Here is an 18,999-nt window from a genome sequence, read left to right as displayed (position 1 = left end):
TTCCTTCGGCAGCGTCACAGACGGACGGAAGATTGGTTCAATCCGCGTCGAGAATCGTCGCAAGCGCGTCCGTCGCTACGGCTGTCGTTTCGTAGCCCCGTTGTCCGGCAACCGACGCTTCCGCGATCAACTCGGCGGCCCGGAACTCGGCCAGTTGGCCGTGCAAGTCGCTCTCACAATATTCGTAGCGATCGAGCAACGTCGTGACAGCAACCGGCCCGTCGCGGTCGATCTCGAGGAGTAAGCCGAGTGCCTGCTCGGTCCGGACCGCGGTCAGAACCGTCCGGACGGGATCGGAAACAGCTGTTGCGACCGCTTCCAGTGGGGACGCCTCGACCGGTTCGAGAGCCGATTCGGGTCGATACGTTTCCTGGCCGGTCTCGGGATCGCGGACGAGCCACTCCGATCCCGAGCGCTTCTCGAGGAGATACGTCCGTCCATGCTCGTCACGAACCGTCCGCATGGGCGCCCTTTCGCTCCCATCGCCATAGCACTTGTGACGGCTACCGGAGGCCGCTAGTCCGCACGCCGCTGGCGTTTGAACGCCACGTATCGAGCAAGTCCGACCCCGCCAGCCAGGAGTCCGATTACCAGCAACGCAGCCCCCGCCCGGATATTGCCCTCGAAATAGAGCACCATCGGCCCGACAGTGACGCCCAACAGCGCCACGTTGAACAACAGGACGAGGCGCCAAAACAGCGCGGCGACCGCCGAGTCAAGATCGTCTTCGCCAGGTTCCGGTTCGGGTACGTCGACTGTTGGCACGAGATCGGCAGCCTGGTCGTCGTTTTCGCCGACGAGATCGTCGACCGGGTCGCGATCAGACACGCTCTGGATTCGGGGCCGCGCCGTCATATCGGCTTCGGGATAGGCGTGCACGCGATGAGGCTATCGGTACGCAGAGAGCTCGATGGCGTCGTCGCTGCACACCCACGCTAAGGGATTGTCCGCATCGTAGAGTACAGTTTCGTCGTCAGTCTCGTAGAACTCGACGATCGGTGCCGTCTCGGACGGTTCAGGGAGCTGGTGCTCCCCGCTTGGCACGCCATCGCTCCGGCTTCCATCGGCAGGATTCGACATGGCAACGATACCTGGTATGGCATGGCATGACATAAGCATTGTTCCTCGGCAGCCGACCGGGGAGTTTTAGGACGGCCAGGCGAACGCTACGCCAATGGTAGATTCCGGGGAACAGATCGGCCTAGACGATTTCGACGGCGGGGTCGACAGACCGGACGAAGAGGCCCATGCCGTCGCCGGCAACGGCGGCCACCACGCTGGCGTCGTCGAGACCAGCGAGTGGCGGTATCCCGAGGCCGACGGGACTGTCGAGATCTTCGTTACGCAGGTCGACTATACGATCGAGGGCAGTGGTGACGACGAGTATCCGGTCTTGCACGTCTTTGGCCGCACCAGCGACCACGAGCTAGAACATATCCGCGTCTACGAGTTCAAACCGTACTTCTATGCGCCAGCAGCGGCCGTCGACGAGGAGCGACTCGCAAGTTACGACGCGATCACTGGCTGGGAGAGCACCGACGACAGCGACGAGCCCTACGAGTCGATTCGTGGCCAAGCGTTGCTGAAAATCTTCGGCCGGACACCGCGTGACGTCGGGCAGATCCGTGACGAGTTCGATCACTACGAGGCCGACATTCTCTTTCCGAATCGATTGCTCATCGACAAGGACATCACCAGCGGCGTCCGCGTCCCCGCGCGGCGGACTGACGATGGCTCGATTCGCATCCCACACGACGAGATCGAGGCAATCGATTACGACGCCGAGGCCCGAGTCAACACCTTTGACATCGAAGTCGACGACCGCTCCGGGTTTCCCGAAGAGGGCGAAGAGCCGATCATCTGTCTCACCAGCCACGACTCCTATCGCGACGAGTACGTCGTCTGGCTGTACGATTCACCGGTCGGGATCGACCCGCCCGAGGCCCTCGATCAGTACGAGCCACTCGAAGACGACTTCGAGGCAGACGTGCGGGTTTTCGAGGAAGAAGAAGCGATGCTCGGGGCCTTTCTGGAGTATATCGAGGAGACAGATCCGGACGTTCTGACGGGCTGGAACTTCGGGGACTTCGATGCGCCCTACTTCATCGACCGCCTGGACGTGTTGGACGGCCACGCCGAAGAGAACCTAGACATGAACCGACTGTCCCGCGTCAACGAAGTCTGGCGATCGGACTGGCAGGGGCCGGACATCAAGGGCCGGGTCGTTTTCGACCTCCTGCGGGCCTACAAGCGGACACAGTTCACCGAACTCGATTCCTACCGGCTGGAAGACGTCGGCCAGGCCGAACTCGGGGCTGGCAAGGAGACCTATACCGGTGACATCGGGACACTCTGGGAGGAAGATCCCGAGCGCTTACTCGAGTACAACCTTCGTGACGTCGAGTTGTGCGTCGAACTCGATCGTAAACAAGACATCATCGCGTTCTTCGAGGAGGTAGCCTCTTTCGTCGGCTGCAAGCTCGAAGACGCCCCGACGCCCGGCGACGCCGTCGACATGTACGTCCTCCACAAGGCCTTCGGGAACTTCGTCCTGCCGTCGAAAGGCACCGTCGAGTCCGGCGAGGAGTTCGAGGGCGGGGCCGTCTTCGAGCCGATCAGCGGCATCAAGGAGATGGTAAGCGTCCAAGATTTGAAATCTCTCTACCCTATGTGCATGGTAACAATTAACGCATCCCCGGAGACGAAGGTCGACCCCGATACCTTCGACGGGGAGACGTTCCGTGCACCGGACCCCAGCGGCCAGCACTTCCGGAAGGAACCCGACGGGATTGTCCGGGAGATGGTCGAAGAATTGCTGTCGGAACGAGAAGAGAAGAAAGCCCTCCGGAACGATCACGAACCCGGAACGGAGCCGTACGAGCTCTATGACCGCCAGCAAGGAGCTGTAAAGGTTATTATGAACTGTTTCACGCCGGATACGGACGTGCTGACGCCCGGTGGCGTTCGAAACATCCGGGACGTGGAAGTTGGCGACGACGTGTACTCGATCGATCCGGACACGCTGGAGATGGAAGTCAAGCCGGTCACCGATACGTGGGAGTATCCGGACTACGATGGGGAACTCGTCGACATCGAAACGAGCAAGATCGACTTCAGCGTGACGCCGAACCACCGGATGCTCGTCCGAAAGGACGAGACGAACGGGATCTCGTGGGACGAAGACGACTATAGATTCATCGAGGCTGGCGATCTCGACGACGCGACGAACTACCAACTCCCGCACGACTGGGACGGTCCGGACGGCGAGCGGATCGACGAGGTGGATCTCACGGATCTCTACAGCAGCGGCGAATACGAGGTCTGGGCGGACAACGAGGTTCATGGGCATACGCTCGCTGCCGAAGTCGGGTTCTATCCCGACAAGGTACAGAAAGCCGACGAAAACACGACTGGATACGTCTTTGATCCTGAGACGTTCGAAGAACACAGGGAATACCTGGAGGAGGTCTGTTCGGCTTTCTACATCCACACCGAACCGAACCGGAAGTGGATCCCGCGCCGGTACGACGGTGACGATTTCCTCGAATTGCTGGCCTGGTACGTCACGGAGGGATCGGTCTACACATCGGAGGACAAACAGTTCGGGGACAACTTCCGCGGGTCGGCAACGACGATCCAGATCGCCCAGGACGCCCCACTCGCTGATGGCGGGGAGAGCGACCACGCCGCTATCGGTTCTCTGCTTGACCGGATGGGACTTGACTACTACGTTGATGGGCAGGGATTCCAGTTCACCTCGCGGTTACTCGGCTCGCTACTGGAGGAGATCGCCGGCGAGAACAGTTTCGAAAAGCGGATTCCGGAGTTCGTTTTCGATGCGAGCAGGGCCCAGAAACGGCAGTTCCTGGAGACACTCATCGACGGTGACGGGGACCGCCAGCCCAACTCCTGGCGATACAGCACCGCCAGCGAGCGACTCAGAGATGACGTTCTGCGGCTCTGTGCGCACCTCGGGCTGACCGCAAGTTACAACGAGGATAGCGATACCTACCGGATCTACGTGACCGAAAACGCGAAAAACACCGTTCGGATGCATCGAAGTGGCTCGTCCAGTACTGCCGAAAACGGCGTCTATTCGGTCACTGTCGCGGACAATCACACTGTCCTTGCGGGTCGAAACGGCAAGTTCCAGTGGGTCGGTCAGTCCCTATACGGCGTTTCGGGATGGGATCGATTCCGGCTCTACGACAAGGACAATGCGGCGGCCGTGACCGCGACGGGGCGGTCGGTGATCGAGTACACCGAATCGGCCGTCAACGATCTCGGCTACGACGTGACATATGGGGACAGCGTCACTGGCGACCGTCCGGTCGTCGTTCGCGATTCCTCGGACACGATTCGGATTCGCCCGATCGAGGACATTTTCGAGAAAGCGACAGCACGGTCGAACGGAAGCGTTCACGTCACCGCGGACGGCGGGGACCGTGTCTCGATCGAACCCGAAAAAGACCGCCGAGAGCTCGACGGTTGGGATGCGCTTTCGCTCAGTGAAGACGGCCAAGCCGAGTGGCAACCGATCGAGGCCGTGATCCGACACGAAACGGATGAAGATGTCGTCCGACTCCAGCACAAGTTCGGCGAGTCGCGGACGACTCGTGATCACTCCTACGTCGTCGAGGAAGACAGCGAGTACGTCGAGAGGGCTCCGGCTGACGTCACTGAACCGCTCCGGATTTCCGGGATGCCGGTCGAACAGCGAATCGAAGAAATTGATATTTACGAGGTTTTGAACGGTTACACACGGACGTACGAAGACGGTCGAAGTGTGGGTGAGGAATACGCTCGAACGAAGACAAAGCGGGTACACGCTGACGACGACCGGGTCTGGTTCGGTCACGAACACCACGACGACCTCGAGAAGACGGTCACGGTCAAACGGCACGTCGATATCGAAAGCGAGGATGGACGGGCGTTGATTCGATTGCTTGCGGCCTACATCGCTGAGGGAAGTGCATCGACGGTCGAAACGACGAACAGCCGCTTCGGTACGAGCATTTCTGAATCACGTCGTGAATGGCTCGAACGGCTCCAGGACGACTATCATCGACTGTTCAACGGAGCGAAGGCCTCGATCATCGATTCGGATCGATCCGATCAGCGAACCGTCGCGTACGAAACCCAGTCGAGTGATGGAGTGGCCACCTACGACGACACGACGAAGAAACTCCAGATGATGAACGAACTCGCGGCAGTGTTCTTCCGCGAGTTCGCCGGCCAGACATCCCATGGAAAGCGGATTCCCTCGTTCGTCTATCGCCTGCCTGATGCGGAGCAACAGCTCTTCGTCGATGTGCTTGTCGAAGGAGATGGCTCCCAAGAGTTCCCGCGGTACAGTGAGGAGTACGCACGCGAGAACTTCGATTACGAGACGACCAGCCGCGAACTCGCGGCCGGACTCTCGTTACTGCTCACCCAGCGCGAGCAGAAACATTCACTCAAGTACCGCGACGAGAAGGGCTCCTACACGATCCGGACGTGTCAGTACTACCGATCCGGTCGAGATCCCGTTCTCGAAGAGCAATCCCACGATGGGTACGTCTACGACCTGAGCGTCGCCGAAAACGACAACTTCGTCGACGCAGTCGGCGGGATCGTCCTCCACAATACTGACAGCGTGATGATCAGCATGGGAACGGATATGTCGATCGAGGACGCCATCGACCGTTCCTTCGAGATCGAGGAGGCGATCAACGCCTCCTACGACGAGTTCGCCCGGGAGACGCTGCAGGCCGACGAACACCGTTTCCAGATCGAGTTCGAGAAACTCTACCGGCGTTTTTTCCAGGCGGGCAAGAAGAAGCGCTACGCGGGCCACATCGTCTGGAAGGAGGGCAAAGACGTCGACGACATCGACATCACGGGCTTCGAGTACCAGCGCTCGGACATCGCACCGATCACCAAGCGCGTCCAGAAAGAGGTCCTCGATCTGATCGTCACCGAGGGCGACGTCGACGCCGTGACGGAGTACCTCCACGACGTGATCGAAGACTTCCAGGCTGGCAACGTCAATATAGAAGACGTGGGCATCCCTGGTGGCATCGGCAAGCGATTGGATAACTACGACACCGACACCGCTCACGTCCGCGGGGCGAAGTACGCAAACGAGTTGCTCGGGACGAACTTCGATCGCGGGAGCAAGCCCAAGCGCCTGTATTTGAAGAAGGTGCATCCGGACTACTTCCGACGGATCGAAGACGAACGCGGTCTCGATCCTTCCCGAGACCTCATCTATGGTGAGTTCAAACGCGATCCGGACGTCATCTGCTTCGACGTCGCCGAACAAATCCCCGCAGAGTTCGAGGTCGATTGGGAGAAGATGCTGGCAAAGACGCTCAAAGGCCCGATCGCCCGGGTCATCGAGGCACTCGACGTCACCTGGCAAGAGGTCAAAAGCGGCCAAGAGCAGACGGGCCTCGAGAGTTTCATGTAGCGCCCGTCGGCCGGGGAAGTCCGCAAAATACAAACTAATTTTTGCATATTCTAAATCCGATTCTGCCGAGTGCGAAAGCTTCATGAACGACACACTCCTGTTTTCGGTTGACCTAGAACATGGCAACACTCGAAATCAACAATCTCCACGCGAAGGTAGCTGAAGAGGGTGGCGAGCGGATTCTCGAAGGGGTCGAGTTGACGGTCGAGTCCGGCGAGATTCACGCACTGATGGGACCCAACGGCAGTGGGAAGTCGACGACGGCGAAGATCATCGCCGGGCACCCTGCCTACGAGGTAACCGACGGTGACGTACTGTTGCATCTCGACGGAGACGAATACGACGAGGAGATTCCCGAGGACTTACAGACGTGGGATCTACTCGATTTGGAACCGAACGAGCGAGCAGCCCTCGGGATCTTCCTCGGCTTCCAGTATCCTGCAGAAATCGAGGGCGTCACGATGGTGAACTTCCTCCGGACGGCATTGAACGCCAAGCTCGAAGAGCGCGAGGAACTCTTCGAAGACGAGGAGAAAGCAGATGCTGAGGAAGACAACGAAGAGGCCGGCTACGAAACCTCGCCGATGGAAGGCCCCGCAGACGAGGGCGAGGTCAGCGTCGCCGAGTTCCAGCAGCTCCTCAAAGAGAAAATGGAGCAACTGGACATGGCCGAGTCTTTCGCCGAGCGGTATCTCAACGTCGGGTTCTCCGGGGGAGAGAAAAAACAGAACGAGGTTCTGCAAGCAGCGATCCTCGAGCCCGAGATCGCCGTCCTCGACGAGATCGACTCCGGGCTGGACATCGACCGCCTCCAGGACGTTTCGAAGGGGATCAACTCCCTACGAGACGACCAGGGGACGGGTGTCCTCCAGATTACCCACTACCAGCGTATCCTCGATTACGTCGAGCCCGATCACGTCCACGTGATGCTCGACGGGAAAATCGCCAAGAGCGGCGGGCCGGAACTCGCCGAGAAGCTCGAAGACGAAGGCTACGATTGGGTTCGCGAGCAGGTCTACGAGGCGGCCTGAGGTGACCATCACATGAGTTCAGACAACGACCTCGAATCGACCGACACGGAGGCTCGATTCGAATTCAAGAAAGAACAGAAGTCGGCCTACGAAGCTGAGGTAGGCCTCACAGAGGAGACTGTCCGGAAGATCAGCGAGGACAAAGACGAGCCCGAGTGGATGCTCGAACGGCGTCTCCGCGCCTTAGAGCAGTACAAGGAGATGCCGATGCCGACCGACTGGCCCGGCCAACCGGACCTTTCGGAGGTCAACATCGACGAGATCGTACCCTACATCCGCCCGGACATCGAGACCCGCGGCGGCGAGGACGACTGGGACGACCTCCCCGACGAGATTCAAGACACCTTCGACAAGCTGGGTATCCCCGAGGCCGAACAGCAGGCGCTTTCGGGTGTCGGTGCCCAGTACGAATCGGAGATCGTCTACCAGAACATGCAAGAGCAGTGGGAGGAGAAGGGCGTCGTGTTCATGGACATGGACAAGGCCGTCCAGGAACACCCCGACCTCGTCCGAGAGTACTTCATGACGAAAGCCGTCCCCCCGAGCGACAACAAGTTCGCCGCGCTGCACGGCGCAGTCTGGTCGGGCGGGAGCTTCGTCTACATCCCCGAGGGCGTCACCGTCCAGATGCCCATCCAGGCCTATTTCCGGATGAATTCGGAAGGCATGGGCCAGTTCGAACACACCCTCATCATCGCCGAGGAGAACTCGGAAGTCCACTACATCGAAGGGTGTTCGGCCCCCCAATACGCCCGCCACAACCTCCACAGTGGTGGCGTCGAGGTCTTCGTCAAGGAAGGCGCTCACGTCCAGTACTCGACCGTCCAAAACTGGTCGAAGAACACCTACAACCTCAACACCAAGCGCGCCATCGTCGAAGCCGACGGCCGCATGGAGTGGATCTCCGGATCGATGGGCTCGAAGGCCACCATGCTGTACCCGAGTTCCATCCTCAAAGGCCCCGGCGCAAGCGACAATCACATCACCATCGCCTTCGCGGGCGAGGGCCAAGACATCGACACCGGCGCGAAGGTCTACCACAACGCGCCGAACACGAAGTCAACCATCGAATCGAAGTCCATCGCCAAAGACGGTGGGCGGACGAACTATCGCGGCCTGGTCCACATCGCCAACGGCGCGAAGGGGTCCCAGACGAACGTCGAGTGTGACGCGCTGATGTTCGACAACGAGTCGACGAGCGACACCATGCCGTACATGGAGATCCAGGAGAACGAAGTCGACGTCGCCCACGAGGCGACGGTCGGCAAGATCGGCGACGAGGACATCTTCTACCTCCAATCGCGCGGCCTGGACGACGACGACGCAAAGCAGATGATCGTCGCCGGCTTCATCGAGCCGATCACGGAAGAACTGCCCATCGAGTACGCAGTCGAACTCAACCGTCTCATCGAACTGGAGATGGAGGGGAGTCTCGGATGAGCACGCAGGTACACGCAACCGTCACCGAAGCGGACGTCGAGCAGATCTCCGCGGAGCTGGGCGAACCGGACTGGCTGACAGAGACACGCCTCGAAGCCTTCGAGGCACTCGAAGACCTGCCGATGCCGTCAGTCATCCGTACGCCCGGCCGCGACTGGACGAACCTCGATGCACTGGACTACGAGGCACTCGTCGACCCCCTGGAGTGGGCCGAAGAGAAAGACCGCGTCGAAGCCGAAGGCGTCGAAGTGCTCTCTTGGGCAGAAGCCTTAGAAGACCACGGCGACCTCATCGAGGAGCACTTCGGGAACGTCGTCGATCCCCAGCGGGACTATCTGACGGCGCTGTCGACGGCACTGTTCAGTGCCGGGACAGTCGTCTACGTTCCCGAGGGCGTCGACGCCGAGGACGTCAAGATCCGAACGACCATGCACTCTCGGTCGCTGTTCAACTACACCCTGGTCGTCGCCGAGGAGTCGTCGTCGGTGACGATCCTGGAACGCCAGCGCACGGGCGAACACGTCGAAGGCGATCAGTACTATTCGGGCGTCGTCGAAGTCACTGCCGGCGAGAACGCCACCGTCCAGTACGGGGCGTTACAGAACCTCGCCGAGGACACGTACAACTTCTCGGTCAAGCGTGGCCACGCCGATACCTACGGCACGATCAACTGGATCGAAGGGAATCTCGGTTCGCGACTCACGAAGACCAGCGTCGAGACTCGCTTGCTCGGCGACGGCTCGGAGTCGAAGATCGTCGGGGCCTTCTTCGGTCACGGCGACCAGCACTTCGATCTTGCCTCCCGCGTCTGGCACGAGGCCGAACACACGACGGCCGATCTCGTCACGCGAGGCGTCCTCGATGACACCGCTCGGTCGGTCTACGAGGGTGTCCAAGACGTCGGCGAGGATGCGTGGGATACCAACTCCTACCAGCGGGAAAACACACTACTGTTGAGCGACGACAGTGAGGCCGACGCCTCGCCGAAGCTGATCATCAACAATCACGACACCGAAGCCAGCCACTCCGCGACGGTCGGACAGGTCGATCAGGAAGACCTGTTCTACATGACCTCCCGTGGCGTCGACGAAGAGCGAGCGACGAACATGCTCGTCGAGGGCTTCTTCGTGCCGGTATTAGAAGAAGTCGAAGTCGACGAACTTCGTGAGGACCTGGATGCGCTGGTCCTCGAACGCCTGGACGCGTAACTTCGGAGAGTGGGATCCGGGAACGAGTTTAAGGGCGTGCCACACGGATCCCCACGCATGACTCGTGGCCCCAATCGCATACCGGAGGTGAGCCAGTGAGCCTCAGAGAGCCCATCGCCTCGGACCACCAGCTCGCTCGCCTCTTACAGATCGGCGTCGTCTTACAGGAAGTCATCGAAGCCAGGTCGAGCAAGCATATCGAGTCGAACGACGACCTCGATGGAGAACTGCACGGGCTCCTCGAAGACGCGATCGAGCAGGCGAATGCCCATCGGCAACGCTTGGAGACACTGATCGGCGATCTCGACGCAGACAGTGTGGCTTACGAGGACATCGAACCACTGGTCGAAGCCCAGTATCAGGCCGACCAAGACTTCGACGATATCGTGTACGACCAGCTCTGTAACGCCGAAACGGCCTACAAGTTCTTCGACGACCTCCTCGATGCACTCGCCGAAAGCGAGGCGACCGTTGGGATCGATAGCGACGACCTAGGACGGACGCTCGAGGACCTACGCGAGGCCGAAGCCCGGGGCGTCGAGGCAGTAACGGACGTCATGGAGGAACGAGCATGAACACTGGGGCAGCCACGATCGGAAACACGAGACGGAGGGGAGCGACGTGAACACTGCAGACCAATATCTCAAGGCCATCTACCTCGTCCAACAACAGACAGACGAACCGGCCTCGACCGGCCGGATCGCGGATCGACTGGGTGTGAGTCCAGCCAGCGCCAACGAAATGGTCGGCAAACTCGAGGACCGCGGGCTGGCCGATCACGAGAAGTACAACGGCGTAACGTTGACTGACGAGGGCATCATCCAGGCCAGAGACGCGCTCGAGACGTATTGTATCATCGAACGGTTCCTCTTTCAGGTTCTCGAAGTCGAAGAATTCCGGACCGAAGCCCGGCAACTAGAGAGCGTCATCGACGAGACGGTCGCCGAACGCCTCGATACGATCGTCGAACGCAAATCGGAGTGTCCGGACTGCTTCGACGCCGAAAACGACGTCTGTGAGTGCTTGGACGTCGCGACGGGAGCCTCAGATTGAGCGGCTCCGATCTGGTAGATGTTATCGGCGAAGCAGCGACTGGAGTCGATCGAAGATACTCTCGTCGTCGCCGAGTTTGAGGTAGTAAGCGTCGCCACCGTCCTCGTAATAGCCGTCGATGCGACGGACGATTTCGAAACCGATGTGCTGGTAGAACTGCATCGCTTCGCGGTTGGTCGTCCGGGCGTGACAGGAGACGTTCCGGTAGTCTTCGACGACCCGGGCGACGAGGCGCTGCCCGAGGCCCTGGCCACGGTAGTCCGGATCGACTGCCAAAAAGAGCATGTAGCCGTCTCGACGGACCGCCGCGAATCCGAGCAGCGTCGAGCGCCGCCCGCCATCATAGTAGACGTAAACGGTCGATCGGCGATAGGCGTTTTCGAAGAATCGACGTCGCTGGCGGAGAACGCCATCTGCCTCACGGATGCGTTCTTTGAGCTGCCACGCGGCCTCGACGAAATCGTCGTCGCCACGTTCGACGCACGTTGACTCGACGGTGACGCTCACTATCGACCATAGTACGTTCCAGCCTATAATTCCACCGCCCGACGGAGGATTTGCCGGGCAGTGGATCGTCCCACAATGCTTTCGGGAGTGCCGCCAAACAGTGTCTGTATGTCGTTGTCCGATCGATCCCGGGATCGCGCCACCGAGCTGCGCGAGCGCATCAAACAGTCGCTGTTTACCGGACTTGCTATCACTGTGCCGCTGTTGATCACGCTGGTCGTGCTCAGTCTCGTCGCCGGGTTCGTCTTCGGCCAACTGGATCCACTGGTCGGGGTGCTCGAAGACATCGCGGGCGAAGAGAACGGAACGCCCCGGATCCTCCTGGAGCTACTGGCGATCGTCCTCATCTTATTCGTGATCTTTCTGATCGGATTTGCCGCCGAGAGCCGGCAAGGAGACGGCCATCTCGAAGCCCGGTTCGACCGAGCAATGGGGAACATTCCCGGCGTCGGAACCGTCTATCGGACGTTCGACGAGATGAGCGAGATGGTCATGGATGCCGATACGGCCAGTTTCAAGGAAGTGAAACTCGTCGAGTTCCCGACGCCGAACTCCTATGCGTTGGGATTCGTCACTGCGGAGACGCCAACTCGCTTCGAAGAACGGATCGACGACGGCGAGATGCTGACCCTGTACGTGCCGATGTCGCCGAACCCCGTCATGGGTGGCTACGTCATCTATGTCCCGAAAGACCGCTGTGTGGACGTCGATATGAGCGTCGAAGCAGGGATCAAGTCGATTATGACCAGCGGCGTCTCGATCGGTGAGGGAACGACAGCCGAGGAGGTCGAAACCGTGCTCCCCGACGCCGAGGATTTCCCCGTCGACTTGCCGATGACCGACGAAGATGACGACTCGACGACGGGTGACAGCCAGTGAGCTTCGAACTGCGAGAGCACACGGCAGACGTGGCTGTCGAGGCGACGGGAGAGACACTCGGAGACGCATTTGCAGCGACAGCCGACGGCATGGCTGCAGCGATGTGTGAGACGGTCCCGACAACTGGCGACCGGTTTCGTTGTACCGTCACTGCCGAAAGTCGAGATGCACTCCTGTTCGATTATCTCGACGAGCTCATCTACCAGCGAGACGTGCGGGGTGTCTTACCAGTCGATAATCGCGCGACTGTCAGCCAGTCTGCAGGCGAATGGCAGCTCGATGGCAGTACACGCGGTGTCCCCCTTGCCTCGATCACGGCCCGTGAGGTCAAGGCGGTGACGTATTCAGAGATGGTCGTCGAAGAAGTCCCGGAGGGCTGGTACACGTACGTCGTCGTCGATGTCTGAGCGACGCCGAATCGAACCCAAGACGTCGAAACACCGGCCCTCAGCGGAGCAGCGTTTCCGGAGAGTGGCGACCCGGCTACTGTCTGTAGTTGTCTGATCCGTATGTCTACTTTGGCACTCGGCGAAGACGATTTCCCCGAAGGCAAAATTAATGTGTGAATGGGCCCTTCCTCTGGTGATGCGAGAACGCAACCAAAACTGGTGGCCAAACCAGTTGGATCTCGGGATTCTCGACCAGAATGCCCGGGACGACAATCCCTACGGAGACGATTTCGATTATGCTGCGGAGTTCCGAAAGCTCGATCTCGACGCCGTGAAGGCCGATCTCGAAGAGCTGATGACCGATTCGAAAGACTGGTGGCCGGCGGACTACGGGCACTACGGACCGCTGTTTATCCGGATGGCCTGGCACAGCGCCGGGACGTATCGAACCACGGACGGCCGGGGCGGGGCCGCAGGCGGTACCCAGCGCTTGCCGCCGCTTGACAGTTGGCCGGACAACGCGAACCTCGATAAGGCACGACGCCTCCTTTGGCCGATCAAACAGAAGTACGGCCGCAAGCTCTCCTGGGCCGATCTGATCGTCTTGGCCGGTAACGTCGCCATGGAGTCGATGGGCTTCGAAACCTTCGGCTTTGCCGGTGGACGGGAAGACGACTTTGCCCCCGACGAAGCTGTCGACTGGGGGCCGGAAATGGAGATGGAGTCTTCCGAACGCTTCGGTGAGGATGGAGACCTCGAAAACCCGCTCGGTGCCACTGTCATGGGCCTGATCTACGTGAATCCGGAAGGCCCGGACGGCGAGCCGGCTCCCGAAGAATCGGCGGAGAACATCCGCGAGTCGTTCAGCCGGATGGCGATGAACGACGAGGAAACGGTCGCCCTCATCGCCGGCGGTCACACGTTTGGAAAAGTTCACGGTGCCGACACCGACGACAACCTGGGTCCCGAGCCTGCCGAGGCCCCGCTCGAACAGCAGGGCCTTGGCTGGGACAACGAGCACGGCTCGGGCAAAGGCAAAGACACGATCACCAGCGGGATCGAGGGTCCATGGAACACGACGCCGACCGAGTGGGACATGGGTTACATCGACAACCTGCTGGAGTACCAGTGGTGGCCCGAGAAGGGTCCCGGCGGCGCGTGGCAGTGGACGACCCAGAACGGTGAACTCGACGAATCCGCGCCCGGTGTCGAGGATCCCGAGGAGAAAGAGGACGTGATGATGCTCACGACGGACATCGCCCTCAAACGGGATCCGGACTACCGAGAGATCCTCGAACGCTATCAGGACAACATGATGGCGTTCGGGATCAACTTCGCGAAAGCCTGGTACAAGCTGATCCACCGCGATATGGGACCGCCAGAGCGGTTCCTCGGCCCGGAAGTACCAGAAGAAGACATGATCTGGCAGGATCCGCTGCCAGCTGCCGATTATGACCTGATCGACGATACCGACGTCGCGGCCCTCAAAGAGCAGATCCTCGACGCCGAGCTGTCCCGCTCACAGCTGGTCAAGACTGCCTGGGCGTCGGCCTCGACCTACCGCGACAGCGACAAACGGGGCGGCGCCAACGGCGCTCGGATCCGGCTAGAGCCCCAGCGGAGCTGGGAAGTCAACGAACCCGCGGAACTGGAGGCGGTACTGGACACCTACGAGGATATTCAGGCCGCGTTCAACGACGCCCGGTCCGACGATGTGCGCGTCTCGCTGGCTGATTTGATCGTCCTTGGCGGCAACGCGGCAGTCGAACAGGCGGCGGCTGACGCCGGCTACGACGTGACAGTCCCCTTCGAGCCTGGCCGGACGGATGCCACAGCCGAACAGACCGACGTCGAGTCCTTCCAGGCGCTGAAGCCCGCGGCCGATGGCTTTCGCAACTACGTCGGCGAGGAGGCCGAACGCAAACCCGAGGAGATTCTCCTCGATCAGGCCGAGTTACTGAATCTGACCGTCCCAGAGCTGACGGTGCTCGTCGGCGGAATGCGCCAGCTCGGGGCGACCTATGGCGAGACCGAGCGGGGAGTGTTCACCGACGAGCCCGGAACGCTCTCGAATGACTTCTTCGAGAACCTGCTGGATATGGACTACGAGTGGGCGAAAGCCGACGACGGGAACGGCTACGAGATCCGGGACCGCGAGACGGGTGCCGTCGAGTGGACTGGCTCGCGCGTCGATCTCATCTTCGGTTCGAACGCTCGCCTTCGCGCTGTCTCCCAGGTCTACGGGGCCGACGATGGCGAGGAGAAGTTCGTCTCCGACTTCGTCGAGGCCTGGAGCAAAGTCATGCGACTCGACCGCTTCGACCTGACCCACTCGAACTAATCGTCGAACCGCGTGCGGACGTCGTCTCGCAGTTCGAACCTTACTTTGTCTCCGGGTGCGAAGTGTCGGGTATGACTACCTACGACGCCGGCGAGTTCACCTTAGAGAAAGTCCGGGAGTACGTCTGGGAGATTCCCCAGGAAGGCGACATGCGTGTCCCGGCGCGTGTGCTCGCCAGCGAGGACCTCCTCGATGAAATCAGCGATGACCGTTCGCTCAAACAGCTGCAGCAGACGGCCCACCTCCCAGGAATTCAGGAGTATGCCTTGGCGATGCCGGACGCACACCAGGGCTATGGCTTCCCCGTCGGCGGTGTCGCTGGCATCGATGCCGAAAACGGGGTGATTTCGCCCGGAGCGGTCGGCTACGACATCAACTGCGGGGTGAGAATGTTGAAAACGAATCTCACCTACAGCGACGTTCAGGGTCGCGAGGAGGCACTCGTCGACGCGCTGTTCGAGGCGATTCCGACCGGTCTCGGCGGCGGCGGCGTCGTCCAGACTGACGTCGACACGCTCGAAGCAGTGCTCGAACGCGGCGTCGACTGGGCACTGCAAGAGGGTTACGCCGTCGAAGGCGATCTGGCCCACTGTGAAGACGAGGGCGTCCGGCCGGAGGCAGACGCCGAGGCGGTTTCGAAGAAGGCCAAAGACAGGGGGCGACAACAACTCGGGAGTCTGGGCAGCGGGAACCACTTCCTCGAAGTCCAGCGCGTCACGGACGTCTACCGTGCAGATGTCGCCGAGAGCTTCGGACTCGAAGACGACCAGATCGTAGTGCTGATCCACTGTGGCTCGCGGGGACTGGGCCACCAGATCTGTACCGACTACCTGCGAGAGATCGAACAGACCCACCAGGGCTTGCTAGAGCAACTGCCGAACAAGGAACTCGCGGCCGCCCCCGCCGGGAGTCACCTCGCCGAGGAGTACTACGCCGCGATGAACGCGGCGATCAACTTCGCGTGGGTCAACCGCCAGCTCATCATGCATCGGACGCGGGAGGTCTTTGCGGATGTCTTCGATCGGGACTGGCGAGACATGGAGATGGAATTACTGTACGACGTCGCCCACAACATCGCCAAAAAGGAGACCCACAGCGTCGACAGGGGCGACCCAGAAAACAGCGGTGGCGCCGTCGAAAGCACAGAGCGTGAGCTGTTCGTCCACCGCAAGGGGGCGACACGGGCGTTCCCGGCCGGCCATCCCGAAGTGCCGGCCGCGTATCGCGACGTCGGTCAGCCGATCATCATTCCGGGAAGCATGGGATCGGGAAGTTACGTCCTCCGTGGTGGCCAGAATTCCATGGAGGAGACGTTCGGCTCGACAGCTCACGGAGCGGGCCGGCTGATGTCCCGGACGGAAGCGAAAGACACCTACTGGGGCGAAGACGTCCAAGACGAGCTACAGGACCACCAGCAGATCTACGTCAGAGCCCAGAGCGGTGCGACCGTTGCCGAAGAGGCCCCAGGCGTCTACAAGGATGTCGACGAGGTGGTTCGGATCTCGGACGAACTCGGCATCGGAGATCGGGTCGCCCGAACGTTCCCGGTCTGTAACATTAAGGGCTGAGATGTCGTCACACACCGTCTGTGCCCGTCCAACGGTCCAGTTCCGCGGTTCCGTTCGCCGAGGCGTTCCACCAGACGATACTGAGCTGATCGCTTTGCCGGACCGGCTCGCCGTAGGCCCCGCCCTCGGCGACCTGGACGATGTCGCCTTCTTCGATCAGTCTCGAGTCCTCCCATCCGGCGAGGGCCGCCCACGTTACGTTCCCCTCTTGACCGTCGACGTAGACGTCTCCGGCCGGAAGGGCGTCGCCCTCTTCGTGTGTCACGATCAACGCGCTGTTCTGCTCGACGTACCGGAACGTGAAGTTAGCACTGGGACCACTGGAATCGCTGGGCGCGAGCAAAAGGACGTTCAGACCGATCCCGACAACGAGTAACAATGCCATCCCGACGAGCGTGACGACGGCCAGCATCTCGGATATCGCACGGTCATCGGATTCGGGCGCGCCCATACGAGTGGATTTGGCTGCGTCACTAAAAGATTACACGCCCTTTCACGCTCCCGAGATGGGACAATCGAATCACAGACGAGACGGGACCGACTGGAGTTGCGGTGGGCGGTCACAACCCTTTTTTCTACCGGGAGTGTCCCTGCTTGCATGCAGTCGCCCGTCGTTGCCCCCTCGTCGGTTTTTGCGACGCCACCCACCGAGGGGTCGGGCGTGACACGCGCCGCTGAAGTGGTACCGACCTGGGTCCCGAGCTGGGCGATCGATCTCGTCGCCGTGGTAGTCGTGTTGGTTGGTGCCTGGCTCCTTTCTCGGGGGCTGGTGACCCTTTTTGGCCGACGCATTGCCAGACACTTTCGCCGACCGAGCCTCACCCGGACGTTTCTCAGCGGGATTCGGGCCGGTGTGTCTGTCCTCGCGTTGCTGGTGATCCTGCGAATCTTTGGCTTGAAACTGGGTGATATTGCGCTCTCAGTGACCGTCTTCTCGGCCGTGGTCGGTGTCGTCCTCGCACCGATCGTCGGCAGCGTCATCAGCGGGATCTTCTTGCTGGCCGACCAGCCCTACGAAATCGGCGATATGGTGGAACTCGCCGATACGAATCGCCGAGGGTTCGTCGAAGATATTACGCTCCGGTACACGAAGATTTTCACGCTCGATAATACGTTTTTGGTCATCCCGAACGGAGCCATCCGCGACCGCGACGTCGTGAACTATTCGGCCGAGGACCCACGAACCCGACAGTCAATCGATATCGTCGTCACCTACGAAGGAGATCTCGACACCGCCCGGGATCGCTTCGAACGAGCGGCCCGCTCCGTCGACGGCGTTATCGGTGGCGGACCAGATATTCGCGTCGGCGCCGCCCGATACCCGGCCGGGCCGACCTGTTATATCAACGAGTTCGGCGATCACGGGATTACATTGACCCTGCGATTCTGGATCAAGGAACCGTACAAACTCCTGGCGACGCGATCACGCGTCCAGACGGCGATCTGGGAGGCACTCGAAGACATCGACGTCGAGATCGCCTACCCACACTCCCATCTCGTCTTCGACGAAACTAGCGGCGAGTTACCGGTCCGGCAAGAGAGACACAGCGAACGTCGAGCCGACACAGAATCGATGCGACCCGATACGAACCGAGAGTCACCGGCTGACTCGTCGTCAGACTAATCGACCGAGGCCGTGACGACACGACAATCTAGTTCCCCGTCGAGATAGGTAGCGATATCCGGATCGTCGGCGAGTCGGCGAACCATCTCCCGCCAGCGGCTGACTTGTTTCCGACCGATAACGACGACGTCAGCATCCATAGCCGCCACTTCTTCGAGGATCGTCTCCTCGACGAGCAAGCCCGACCGGACGACGTACCGCGTCTTTGGCAGCTTCCCGAAGGTCTCTTCCACCGCAGACTTGAGTTCCGGTCGCGCTATGTGACCGTTGGTCTGGTGGAGGTTGACGTGTAATACGGCCAGGTCAGCATCTTCCTCGTGGGCGACTTCGATTGCCCGTGAAAGTGTCGCCCGGGAGTGATCGGAGAGAGGATAGCGAACAGGAGCCAGGACGGTCGACATCACCGGGAGGTAGTTCGTCACCGATCCTCAACGTTTCGCTTCCCGGAGTAGAGTCAGCTGTCTCGGAATTCGGTCGTGAGCTGTCCCAGCGTACAGACAATCCAGCA

Annotated in this window: 17 protein-coding genes; 11 read left to right on the top strand and 6 right to left on the bottom strand. The window is 60.6% G+C overall.

Annotated features, from left to right (window positions below; genetic code table 11):
- Positions 1-37: 37 nt before the first annotated feature.
- The 3 genes from FR699_RS02900 to FR699_RS02890 are packed head-to-tail and all read right to left on the bottom strand — an operon-like array spanning position 38 to position 1,080.
- The gene (locus FR699_RS02900) at positions 38-463 is read right to left on the bottom strand and encodes a hypothetical protein (RefSeq protein ID WP_154551867.1); all 426 of its coding nucleotides are present in this window, start codon (positions 461-463) and stop codon (positions 38-40) included.
- A 53-nt stretch (positions 464-516) separates the two neighbouring features.
- Complete coding sequence (locus tag FR699_RS02895; protein ID WP_154551868.1) at positions 517-828, bottom strand: hypothetical protein; 312 nt, start codon at positions 826-828, stop codon at positions 517-519.
- 60 nt (positions 829-888) lie between these two features.
- The gene (locus FR699_RS02890) at positions 889-1,080 is read right to left on the bottom strand and encodes a hypothetical protein (protein ID WP_154551869.1); all 192 of its coding nucleotides are present in this window, start codon (positions 1,078-1,080) and stop codon (positions 889-891) included.
- 94 nt (positions 1,081-1,174) lie between these two features.
- Here FR699_RS02890 and FR699_RS02885 point away from each other — a divergent pair, with 94 nt between their 5' ends.
- From FR699_RS02885 to FR699_RS02860, 6 genes are all read left to right on the top strand, one after another.
- Positions 1,175-6,451, top strand: coding sequence for a DNA polymerase domain-containing protein (locus FR699_RS02885; RefSeq protein WP_158853885.1), 5,277 nt, complete (start codon positions 1,175-1,177; stop codon positions 6,449-6,451).
- 119 nt (positions 6,452-6,570) lie between these two features.
- Positions 6,571-7,482: an ABC transporter ATP-binding protein gene (locus FR699_RS02880; protein ID WP_154551871.1), complete on the top strand. Its 912-nt coding sequence runs from the start codon at positions 6,571-6,573 to the stop codon at positions 7,480-7,482.
- A gap of 12 nt (positions 7,483-7,494) precedes the next feature.
- Positions 7,495-8,922 carry a Fe-S cluster assembly protein SufB gene (gene sufB, locus FR699_RS02875; protein WP_158853882.1) on the top strand — a complete coding sequence of 476 codons (1,428 nt, stop codon included), beginning with the start codon at positions 7,495-7,497 and terminating at the stop codon, positions 8,920-8,922.
- On the top strand, positions 8,919-10,130 hold the full coding sequence (gene sufD, locus FR699_RS02870; RefSeq protein WP_158853879.1) for a Fe-S cluster assembly protein SufD: 1,212 nt from the start codon (positions 8,919-8,921) through the stop codon (positions 10,128-10,130). Before sufB ends, sufD begins: the two co-directional genes overlap by 4 nt.
- Before the next feature lie 95 nt (positions 10,131-10,225).
- A complete protein-coding gene (locus FR699_RS02865; RefSeq protein ID WP_154551874.1) occupies positions 10,226-10,705 on the top strand; it encodes a ferritin-like domain-containing protein in 480 nt (159 codons plus the stop codon).
- Positions 10,706-10,751: 46 nt separating this feature from the next.
- Positions 10,752-11,183 carry a metal-dependent transcriptional regulator gene (locus FR699_RS02860; protein WP_154551875.1) on the top strand — a complete coding sequence of 144 codons (432 nt, stop codon included), beginning with the start codon at positions 10,752-10,754 and terminating at the stop codon, positions 11,181-11,183.
- Positions 11,184-11,204: 21 nt separating this feature from the next.
- Here FR699_RS02860 and FR699_RS02855 read toward each other — a convergent pair whose 3' ends face one another.
- Positions 11,205-11,690 (bottom strand): N-acetyltransferase, encoded by a 486-nt coding sequence (locus tag FR699_RS02855; RefSeq protein WP_154551876.1) that lies wholly within the window; start codon positions 11,688-11,690, stop codon positions 11,205-11,207.
- A gap of 108 nt (positions 11,691-11,798) precedes the next feature.
- Here FR699_RS02855 and FR699_RS02850 point away from each other — a divergent pair, with 108 nt between their 5' ends.
- From FR699_RS02850 to FR699_RS02835, 4 genes are all read left to right on the top strand, one after another.
- The gene (locus FR699_RS02850) at positions 11,799-12,569 is read left to right on the top strand and encodes a DUF502 domain-containing protein (RefSeq protein WP_233263361.1); all 771 of its coding nucleotides are present in this window, start codon (positions 11,799-11,801) and stop codon (positions 12,567-12,569) included.
- Complete coding sequence (locus tag FR699_RS02845; RefSeq protein ID WP_154551877.1) at positions 12,566-12,976, top strand: archease; 411 nt, start codon at positions 12,566-12,568, stop codon at positions 12,974-12,976. Before FR699_RS02850 ends, FR699_RS02845 begins: the two co-directional genes overlap by 4 nt.
- A 178-nt stretch (positions 12,977-13,154) precedes the next feature.
- Positions 13,155-15,299, top strand: a complete 2,145-nt coding sequence (gene katG, locus FR699_RS02840; protein ID WP_154551878.1) for a catalase/peroxidase HPI — start codon at positions 13,155-13,157, stop codon at positions 15,297-15,299.
- 71 nt (positions 15,300-15,370) lie between these two features.
- Complete coding sequence (locus FR699_RS02835) at positions 15,371-16,867, top strand: RtcB family protein (RefSeq protein WP_158853876.1); 1,497 nt, start codon at positions 15,371-15,373, stop codon at positions 16,865-16,867.
- A gap of 7 nt (positions 16,868-16,874) precedes the next feature.
- On the opposite strand, the gene FR699_RS02830 is transcribed toward FR699_RS02835, so the two are convergent.
- Positions 16,875-17,318, bottom strand: coding sequence for a type IV pilin (locus tag FR699_RS02830; RefSeq protein WP_158853873.1), 444 nt, complete (start codon positions 17,316-17,318; stop codon positions 16,875-16,877).
- A 147-nt stretch (positions 17,319-17,465) separates the two neighbouring features.
- Between FR699_RS02830 and FR699_RS02825 the strand changes: the two genes are divergently transcribed.
- Positions 17,466-18,491 carry a mechanosensitive ion channel family protein gene (locus tag FR699_RS02825; protein WP_158853870.1) on the top strand — a complete coding sequence of 342 codons (1,026 nt, stop codon included), beginning with the start codon at positions 17,466-17,468 and terminating at the stop codon, positions 18,489-18,491.
- Here the strand turns inward: FR699_RS02825 and FR699_RS02820 are convergent.
- On the bottom strand, positions 18,488-18,892 hold the full coding sequence (locus FR699_RS02820) for a universal stress protein (RefSeq protein ID WP_154551882.1): 405 nt from the start codon (positions 18,890-18,892) through the stop codon (positions 18,488-18,490). The genes FR699_RS02825 and FR699_RS02820 overlap by 4 nt on opposite strands.
- Positions 18,893-18,999: the final 107 nt, after the last annotated feature.

The sequence above is a fragment of the Halorhabdus sp. CUG00001 genome (assembly GCF_009797925.1).
In the GTDB taxonomy this organism is placed as follows: Archaea; Halobacteriota; Halobacteria; order Halobacteriales; family Haloarculaceae; genus Halorhabdus.
This window is presented reverse-complemented; position numbering and strand designations above follow the sequence as displayed.

Coding starts and splice junctions, on each gene's coding strand:
- FR699_RS02900 (WP_154551867.1), bottom strand. CDS start 463: ATGCGGACGGTTCGTGACGAGCATGGACGGACGTATCTCCTCGAGAAG.
- sufD (WP_158853879.1), top strand. CDS start 8,919: ATGAGCACGCAGGTACACGCAACCGTCACCGAAGCGGACGTCGAGCAG.
- FR699_RS02885 (WP_158853885.1), top strand. CDS start 1,175: ATGGTAGATTCCGGGGAACAGATCGGCCTAGACGATTTCGACGGCGGG.
- katG (WP_154551878.1), top strand. CDS start 13,155: ATGCGAGAACGCAACCAAAACTGGTGGCCAAACCAGTTGGATCTCGGG.
- FR699_RS02880 (WP_154551871.1), top strand. CDS start 6,571: ATGGCAACACTCGAAATCAACAATCTCCACGCGAAGGTAGCTGAAGAG.
- FR699_RS02820 (WP_154551882.1), bottom strand. CDS start 18,892: ATGTCGACCGTCCTGGCTCCTGTTCGCTATCCTCTCTCCGATCACTCC.
- FR699_RS02850 (WP_233263361.1), top strand. CDS start 11,799: ATGTCGTTGTCCGATCGATCCCGGGATCGCGCCACCGAGCTGCGCGAG.
- sufB (WP_158853882.1), top strand. CDS start 7,495: ATGAGTTCAGACAACGACCTCGAATCGACCGACACGGAGGCTCGATTC.
- FR699_RS02825 (WP_158853870.1), top strand. CDS start 17,466: ATGCAGTCGCCCGTCGTTGCCCCCTCGTCGGTTTTTGCGACGCCACCC.
- FR699_RS02835 (WP_158853876.1), top strand. CDS start 15,371: ATGACTACCTACGACGCCGGCGAGTTCACCTTAGAGAAAGTCCGGGAG.
- FR699_RS02830 (WP_158853873.1), bottom strand. CDS start 17,318: ATGGGCGCGCCCGAATCCGATGACCGTGCGATATCCGAGATGCTGGCC.
- FR699_RS02890 (WP_154551869.1), bottom strand. CDS start 1,080: ATGTCGAATCCTGCCGATGGAAGCCGGAGCGATGGCGTGCCAAGCGGG.